Genomic DNA, 8,895 nt, shown 5'->3' with positions numbered 1-8,895 from the left:
GAGCCCGATATCCTCATTATCTGCGTGCCGACGCCACTTACCAAGAATCGTGAACCTGACATGCAATATATCGAGGCAACCGGAAAAAGCATTGCCAGGACACTTCGCGCCGGCCAGCTTGTTATCCTTGAAAGCACGACCTACCCGGGAACAACGGTTGAAGTGCTGCAACCGATCCTGGAAGAAACCGGCCTCAAAGGCGGAGTTGATTTTGCCTTGGCGTTTTCGCCGGAAAGAGAGGATCCGGGCAACCCGAAATTCGCAACCGCCAATATTCCCAAGGTCGTTGGTGGCATTGATGCCGATTCAACGCGTATCGCCCAGAAAGCTTACAGCATATCTCTTGAGAAGGTGGTTCCGGTGTCCTCAACCCAGATAGCCGAATTGACGAAGCTTTTGGAGAATATCTTCAGAAGTGTCAATATCGCTCTGGTTAACGAACTCAAGATGTTGTGTCATCGCATGGATATTGATGTCTGGGAAGTCATACAGGCTGCAAGCACCAAACCCTTTGGTTTCATGCCTTTTTACCCCGGTCCGGGTTTGGGCGGGCATTGTATCCCCATTGATCCCTTTTATCTGACCTCCAAGGCGCGGGAATTTGATTTTCCGACAAAATTCATCGAATTAGCAGGAGAAATCAACTCTGCAATGCCTTATTATGTTATTCAGCGAACGGTTGAAGCATTAAACGAACACGGAAAGACCATCAAGGGAGCAAAAGTTCTTCTTCTGGGGGCGGCGTATAAAAAAGATGTTGATGATTGCCGTGAATCACCTTCATTCAAGTTAATGGAACTGCTGTATCAAAAAGGCGCGGAAGTCATGTACAATGACCCGCACATCCCGGCTTTAAAGCCGGTGAGGCGATATTCATATGAATTAACCAGTACTCCCTTAACCAAAGAAAACCTCTCTTCCGTTGACTGCGTGCTTGTGGCCACCGATCATTCAGCATATGATTATGATTTTATTCTTGAGCATGCAAAACTCCTGGTTGACACACGGAATGTTTTTGGCGGTAAAAAAGGAACGGAAGGCAAGGTTGTCCCTGCGTAATCATTATTTTTATTGTTGAAAACGCTGTGAGCGGATAAATATAAAAGATACTAGTGATGGATCAGGTCAGGGTAATAATTTTGGCGGATGCTAACGCGTTAATTTTTAATGGAATGCAATAAAATAAAGATGCTTGATTCGGGTAAAGCAGTGCAAGAAAACCCCAGCAGTGAACTGCAGGAAAGCAGGCGGGAAGTCAAGCGGCTGGTAAAAAACTGGCGCGCCCTGCTTGATATCATGCCGGACATGGTCTTCCTTATTCGGGAGGATTATATCATTGAGTATATGAATACCAATGCCATAATGTCTTTTGGGGACCTGCGAGAAAAAATCTGCTTCGAAGGGTTGCATCACGCAAAAAGCCCCTGTATCGGGGCCTGCCCGGTCAAGATGGTCAAGCGTGAAGATTCCAGAGGCTCGGCTGAGAGTCTCGAAATGGAGATCGGCGATAAAATTGTTGAATATAATTTTGTGCCCTTTCATGGATATAAAGGCGACTGCCTGATTTTGGTCAACATGCGTGATATTACCCAGCGCAAAAGCCAGGAACAGGAAATTGCCGCTTTTAACCATAACATCGAAGATATTCTCCTTTGTAAAATTGAGGAGCTGAACGAAAGTGAAAAGACCAGGAATCACCTGGCCGACCAGGTTGGCGCGCTCATGAATCAGCTTAAAGTTCTTGAGTATTCCGACGAGATGGTTGGAAGCAGCAAGGCTCTCAGAAAAATTAAAGATATGGTGTCGCAGGTTGCCATGTCGGATGCGACCATCCTGATAACCGGTGAATCCGGGACAGGTAAAGAACTTGCGGCAAACCTTATCAGGAAATGCAGCAATCGCCACAGCAAGCCTTTTCTTAAGGTGAACTGTAACAGCATTAATGACAACCTGCTTGAAAGCGACCTGTTCGGCTATGAAAAAGGCGCCTTTACCGGAGCCGTGGCGCGAAAGAAAGGGAAATTTGAAATCGTTGACGGCGGCACGATATTCCTTGATGAAATAGGCGATATCAGCCCCAAGATGCAGTCTTCTCTCTTAAGAATTCTGCAAAACGGTGAAATAATCCGGGTTGGCGGAACTGAGGCCATTCATGTTGACGTACGGATCATTGCCGCAACTAATATTGATCTTGCAAAAGCCGTAAAAGAAGGGAATTTTCGATTGGATCTGTATTATCGCTTGAATATCATAAATATCACGACCCCATCCTTGCGAGAAAGGAAAGACGATATTCTTGATCTTGCCACTCATTTTGTCAGGCATTACCGAAAGGCCTTTAAAAAGGAAATAGACTTTATGCCGAATTCGGTGATTGACAAGCTGCTTTCTCACGACTGGCCGGGAAATGTCAGGGAGCTTGAAAATGTTATTCAGCGAGCGGTGTTAATGGCTCAGAACAATACGATCACCGAGCGGGATATTCATTTTGACCAGGGAATGGGGGGGGCGGTGCAGGGTGGGATTTTCGGACCTTTTGAGGAAAGGGTTTCCAGGGAGCCATTAAAGACGCTGCTCGGCGATATCGAATGCACGATCATCAAAAACACCCTGGATAAATACGAAGGAAATGTCCAGGAAGCTGCAAAAATTCTTAAAGTAGGCAAAACCGCCCTGTATGACAAAATGAAACGACATGGGTTGTCAGGCAAGCCAGGGAAAAATTAAAAACTCAGATGCGTTGGCTCTGATTTTGCATACATATTATACTAAAATTTCACCAGGGATTTTCAGTGTGGCTTTAGGAGGCCATCTCCTTTATTTCTTGTAATTTAATTTTACTAATTTTTGTGTGCGAAACGAATGAAAGAAACCCATAAGCTGACCAAATCATGTCCACATTGGATTAAAGAAAACGGCCTCAAGGAATGCAATATTTCAAAAGGTGGGTTGTATATTCCAATGCCGGACCATATCCAGACTTATTGTCTTTCTCTTCAGTATGATAGGTGCAATCATTATATCAGGGAATACGAGCTGTTGCAGGACCGCATGATGCTCGAAACCTCTGAGGCCAGCGACCGCAGACTGTATCGTCGTATCGACGGCAGCTATTCCCTTTTCCTGTCGCCTTTTGAGGGCATGGGGTTGCAGAAGGAGATTGTCGAAAAAGAGGCGAAAACCATTGATATCAGTCTCGGCGGCATGCAGATCCAGAGCTATGACAGGATTCCCACCCAACAAATGATGGCATTTAAATTCGGTTCTGATTTCACCATGGATTCCATCACCGGCATCGGTGAAGTTCGCTGGTGTACTGATGCTCAAAAGGATGAAGGATTTTTAGCCGGCATTGCCTTTACTTTCCTGAATGAAGACATGAAAATTGTCTTGCGGAACCGTATCAGTTCTTCTTTGATGTAGTCGTGTCACTTTCCTTTCGGGGTTGTTAATCCCTGCCAATCGCTTTTTCCCGGACTTTTCGAGCATTCTTCCTGTTAAGCGGACAATTTTCCTCGGCGCAGGAAAATGTTCTTATGTCAATAAAGATCGTTCTTTCAGTGTGTTATGCAGTTTTCGATATATTGTATTCCGCAAACCCGAACGAAACAATGAATCAATTCCAGGAATTAATTCCAAAATATTAAAAAATCTGCTTTTTTTTGAGAAAAAGCCGTTATGGGAAAGCTCAAGAAAGAGGCAAGCAGGAAAAATTTACAGTCTGACGTCAGGTCCGCCCTATAAATTCAGTTTGATGCGCAGGAACAGATTGCCCGTGGCTCGCAGACTTTGTTTGCCAGGAGCGGGGGGGCTGCAATTGAGGATTTTTACAATTGATCAATAATGAAATTGAATGAATTTGATGGTGATGTTATTCTGTCATAGGGGTCCTGGAAGATATTGCATCAATGGCCGAGCCGGTCTACTCCCGACTGCAAAGCATGCCGCAAATTCACCTTTTTTGCGGGATGCTAAGACGGATATCATAATGACAGTTTGTATCGATTGGCATCGAGCTTTTACTTATTTAGGTGCTCACCAGCTCAACCCGTGAAATATTCGGGCGAGTTTTTTTTTGCAGTAAATTGTTGTGTTAAGCCTTTCATCCTTTCAATCAATAGGCTATCTTTTACTGGGCGTCTTGAAAAATCCAAAAAAATAAAGGCAAGTAAATATTATGAAATTATCAGTAAGTCGTTTTTTGGGAATCAGGGTTCTGGCTTCAATTTTTGTTCTCATTCTTGTGTTAAGCGGGTGCTCTAATTCGGAAGAGAAAAGCCAGAAGTATTACAGTAAGGCCATGGAGTTTGTGGCTGCAGCTGATTATAAAGCTGCAGTGATTGAATTTAAGAACGCCGTACAGGCCAATCCGAAACATGCCGAAGCCAGATACCAGCTGGGGCTTGCTCATTTAAGTTTGAATGAACCAAGAGAGGCATTTGCTGCGTTGAATGTTGCCGCCTCACTGAACCCGGATAATATTGATGCGCAGTTGAAAGTTGCGAGTATGCTTTTCTTTGGAAGCGAACGTCAGCAGTGCCGTGAAAAGGTTGATTTGATTTTATCCAAGGAACCGGAAAATGTCAGCGCGCTGGTTCTGCTGGCAAACCTCGAAGCCACGGAGAAAAAATACCCGGAAGCCCTTGCAGCTGTGGATAAAGCGATTGGTTTGGAACAGGACAATGATCGTTTCCGGGTTCTGCGCGCCAAAATCCTTCTTTCAAGCGGTGATCAGAAAAAGGCCGAGGATGAATTCAAAAGAGCCTTGGAAATTAATAAGGACAGGATTGAAAACCATCTGGCGTTAACTGAGTTTTACATGATGCAGGGGAAGAAGGATCTTGCTGAAAAACAGATTGAACAGATGGTGTCTGTCTTGAACAATTCCCCGCAGGCTTTTTTAGCGAAAGCAGGATTTCACGAAAAAGTTAAAGATTTTGATAAAGCCCTGGCAAGCCTCAAGCAGGCTATACAGCTTGCCCCTGAAGAAAGCAACTATCAGGTTTTGCTAGCAAATTTTTACCGCAGCCAAAATGATTATGATAATGCTGAAATTGCCTATAATACGGCAATAAAATTATCAGACAACCCGGCATCAGTCATTGCATTGCTTGCCGATCTGGCATTTGAGTTTGGCAAATTTGATACAGCCAGTGAGAAAATGGAAGCGGCGTTGAAAGCGGATTCCGGGAATCTTGATGCCAGGATTGTTAAGGCAAAGCTCTTGGTAAAAGACCGGGAATATGGTTCTGCGATTGAGCTCCTTGACCGGATCCTGCGTGAAAAACCCAGGGCCGGGGACGCCTATTACATTAAAGCACTGGCGCATTTCGGCAGGCAGGAGCAAGAGCTTGCTCTGAATTCAGCACTCGAGGCGGTCAAGTATTCCCCGATGCATTATAAGGCCCGGACTTTGCTGGCTGAGCTGAATTTCCAGAAGGGTTCTATTAACGAGGCAAAAGTGGAGGCGGGGCGCGCATTGCAGTTGGAACCGAAAAACCTTAAAGCCGCTTTAATCCTTGGAAGGTGCCTTATTGCTGAAAAAGAATACGCAAAAGCCCTCGAGTTGTTTACAAAAATACAAAAAATCCTTCCCCAGGATTCAGCCACGGCGCACTATATCGGCTTGATATATGCTGCGCAGGAAAAGTTTGATCTGGCTGTCGGTGCTTTTGACAAGGCTTTGGAGTTGTCGCCGCAGTCATTTGTTGCATTGAGCAGCCTGGCGACGCTTCATATAAAGAAAGGAAATAAAAATAAAGCAATGCAGCTGGTAAAGAAGAAGTCTGCGGAATTTCCGGAAAATGCAGGGTTCCATTCTCTTCTGGGGCGGATTTATGATTCTGATAAGAAATATGCAGAAGCGGAAAAAGAATATCGAGAGGCCATAACCCTTGAGCCTGAAAATCCTGAACCATATATGTTTCTTGCCGGGGTGCTGATCAGGAACGGCAAAGTTGATGAAGCAATAGATCAGTATAAGTCGGTTCTTGACGAAAACCCTAACTTGACAAGGCCTCGCATGCAGCTTGCGGTATTGCTCGAGGCGAACGGAAAATCCAAGGAAGCGCTTCAGCATTACAGAAAAATTTTAGAAATCGATCCTGTTTTTGTGCCTGCTGCAAATAATTTGGCCTGGTATCTGGCTGAAAACACCGATGACCTTGGAGAGGCTCTCCGTCTGGCATTGGTCGCGAAGAGCGGTGCGCCGGATAATCCGAGCATTGCCGATACATTGGGTTGGATTCATTATAAGCGCGGCTCGTATGATCTTGCCTTGTCGCAGTTTGTACAGGCAGAGGAAAGGCTTACTGATAATCCAACGGTTTTGTACCATTTAAGCCTGGCGCTTTCTGAGACCGGGAAAAAGGATGCGGCAATTAAACATCTGCAAAAAGCCCTGGCACTGAGCAAGGATTTTCCCGAGGCCGCGCCGGCCCGAGCAAAGCTTAATGAACTGAAGAAGTAAATTGGGGTAATGTGGGGCGTTCTTTATCGCTGTTTAACCCTGGGCCTTTGAGCATGTTTTATGTAGCCGCGTTCAGGAAACAGATAGTCCGGCATTATGAACGGATCGTTGGTGCAATAATCTTGTAGACTTCAGGGGGGCAGCAATCAGCCTGTGAGCGGGTCGCCGCCTCCCTTGAATTGGACAGTATTTCGTTGAAGGCTCTTTGCTTTGTTCCCCTCCCTGTTTTTTCGAGTCCATGTTTATTTCCCGTGGAAAAAAAATTCGAAATTCCGGATTGTCTTGTTCCGGAAAAGCGGACAACCCTTCATCGCCATAACGACCTGTTATTATTGATAAATCAATAATTGTGATCGGTTCTCGGTTATTAGCATAAAAAGGGTTATTATCATAACAGGCTGTTTTTATTTGATAAAAATTAGTATTCCAGTTTTCCGGATTATTTTTGCGATATTTGGGGCGAAGATGTCTTCAGGGAGCGGAAAAGGCTTCTTGGTTTCACAAGTTGTGATGATTCGCTTTCCGATCAACGGAATTTTTTCTAATTAAATCAGCATGTTTCGTTTTTGTTGCTTAATGGTGTGGGTGTTTGGCACAGAGTATGCATTTACTCTGTAACATAATCAATTTTGAAGTAATTTTCAGTTTATATAATTCAAGCAGGAGTGGAAAAAATGAAATCAATAGTAAAAGGAGTTGTCCTTGCCGGTGTTGTGACCTTTATGACGGCCGGAAGTGCAATGGCAATCACCGTTGACGGTGTATTCGATACAACTGAATGGGATGGTCACTACGCGGCAGGGAATAATGTTATTTCCCGCGGTGGTGGTCAGTATTTTGATATCGAGCATCTCGGTATGACTCAAAGTGTACAAGATAATATGTTGTACTTCGGACTTCAGACCGGGTTTAATCTTGCAGATGACGTTTACTGGGCCAGTCATAATTATACCTATAAACGGGGCGATTTAGCCCTGGACATTGAAAATGACGGAATATATGATTTTGCCATTCAATTTTCAATTGACAAGAGCACAAGTGATGTCACCTATACTCTTGTCGGCAATCCTGTCTGGCAAAGTACCCAGATGTCCTCTGTGCAACAATATGCCGATCCTTGGCGGGCAAGTGCGGGAACGGTTTTGGCCACATGGACGCAAGCTGATGCCTACAGCTCCGGTAATATGGGTGGCGACTGGGGTGGTGTCACAACATCTTATGTAATCGAAGGCGGCATTAATCTTGATTTGTTGGGTGGTCCCTTGGCCCAAGGCTCTTATGCAGCACTGCATTGGACCATGGAATGTGGCAACGATTACCTGAATCATGTTGAATCGGTACCTGAGCCGGCCACAATGTTTCTCCTTGGCACTGGATTGATCGGTCTGGCCGGGATCAGCAGACGGAAATTTAATAATCAGGCGTAAGTATTATGTCTTGAATAATTTTGTGTTGATCGGCAAAGGCCCTTGGGGAAAAGAAACCCCAGGGGCCTTTTTTGGTTGATGGCTGCAAGTGCAAAAAAAAATCCACAAATCCGGAAAAGTTTTCCGCAGACCTGAAGCATTGTTACAGCGAAAGGTGTAATCAAAGTTTTTTCCATGAATAATATCAAAAACAGCGCCGTGATAAATCAGTAAAACACCATAAAGATATAGTTACCCGGGTTCGGGTTAGCACGGAATTTTTTGACATCGGTATGTAAGCAAACCCTGCGAGACGCCGAAACGCGATGCGGACGGGCGGTACGTTTTTGAAGTTGCTCTTATACGGGGTAATAATTCAGCATTTGACTGTTTATGAAACCCTCAGGATTCAGGAGATGAGGAATGGCATTTCATTCTGTAATAAATAGCCTTTTTGTAAGCCCCGTGCATGCGGGTGCAGGAGGGCAATGCATTGATCCGCAAACAAAGTTTGCTGCAAGTATTGAGCGCGAGCGGGCCCGGGCCGATCGAAATGGACACGGGTTTTCACTCATTGCCTATGAGGTGAAAAAGGCGGATAGAAACAAGCCGTCAATCCGACATTTACTCAACATCTTGCCCGGGAGGATACGCCTGACAGATGAGATGGGTTGGATTGACAAACAGCAGGTCGGGATCCTCCTCTATTCGACAACCAAGGAAGATGCCGGGAATTTCGCCCGACAAATAGATGCGTCAATTATCTCTGCAACTGGCTCGGCGCCCAGGTACGTTATCCATGGGTATCCTTCTTCAACTGTTGGTACAGGGAATCTGGCAAGGAAAGGGCCGTCGCAACAAGCAGCACCGGTGAAAGATTCTGAAGCCCGGGGAAAAAGCAAAAAAACGGGCCACGATATCATCTTAACGGCAAATCATAGAATGCCGAAATGGAAGCGGATGACGGATATAGCCGGCGCCAGCCTTGGCCTCATGATTTGTGCGCCTGTTTTTATGCTC

General features: G+C 45.2%; 6 protein-coding genes. All 6 read left to right on the top strand.

Annotation, left to right across the window (positions count from 1 at the left end; all coding sequences use genetic code 11):
- Positions 1–1,059: nucleotide sugar dehydrogenase (locus KKE17_03410; GenBank protein MBU1709032.1), on the top strand; the 1,059-nt coding region annotated here is incomplete at its 5' end.
- A gap of 108 nt (positions 1,060–1,167) precedes the next feature.
- On the top strand, positions 1,168–2,727 hold the full coding sequence (locus KKE17_03405) for a sigma-54-dependent Fis family transcriptional regulator (protein ID MBU1709031.1): 1,560 nt from the start codon (positions 1,168–1,170) through the stop codon (positions 2,725–2,727).
- 135 nt (positions 2,728–2,862) lie between these two features.
- Entirely contained in the window at positions 2,863–3,423 is a 561-nt protein-coding gene (locus KKE17_03400; protein MBU1709030.1) for a PilZ domain-containing protein, read from the top strand.
- A 754-nt stretch (positions 3,424–4,177) separates the two neighbouring features.
- Complete coding sequence (locus KKE17_03395) at positions 4,178–6,469, top strand: tetratricopeptide repeat protein (GenBank protein ID MBU1709029.1); 2,292 nt, start codon at positions 4,178–4,180, stop codon at positions 6,467–6,469.
- Positions 6,470–7,143: 674 nt separating this feature from the next.
- Positions 7,144–7,896: a PEP-CTERM sorting domain-containing protein gene (locus KKE17_03390; GenBank protein MBU1709028.1), complete on the top strand. Its 753-nt coding sequence runs from the start codon at positions 7,144–7,146 to the stop codon at positions 7,894–7,896.
- A 402-nt stretch (positions 7,897–8,298) separates the two neighbouring features.
- Positions 8,299–8,895, top strand: a 597-nt coding sequence (locus KKE17_03385) for a hypothetical protein (GenBank protein MBU1709027.1), incomplete at its 3' end; no start/stop codon positions are given.

It is taken from the genome of Pseudomonadota bacterium, assembly GCA_018823135.1.
GTDB lineage: Bacteria > Desulfobacterota > Desulfobulbia > Desulfobulbales > CALZHT01 > JAHJJF01.
This window is presented reverse-complemented; position numbering and strand designations above follow the sequence as displayed.

Bases quoted from the DNA above. Each gene is read 5' to 3' on its own strand.
- KKE17_03405 (MBU1709031.1), top strand. From the start codon at position 1,168: ATGGAATGCAATAAAATAAAGATGCTTGATTCGGGTAAAGCAGTGCAA.
- KKE17_03390 (MBU1709028.1), top strand. From the start codon at position 7,144: ATGAAATCAATAGTAAAAGGAGTTGTCCTTGCCGGTGTTGTGACCTTT.
- KKE17_03395 (MBU1709029.1), top strand. From the start codon at position 4,178: ATGAAATTATCAGTAAGTCGTTTTTTGGGAATCAGGGTTCTGGCTTCA.
- KKE17_03400 (MBU1709030.1), top strand. From the start codon at position 2,863: ATGAAAGAAACCCATAAGCTGACCAAATCATGTCCACATTGGATTAAA.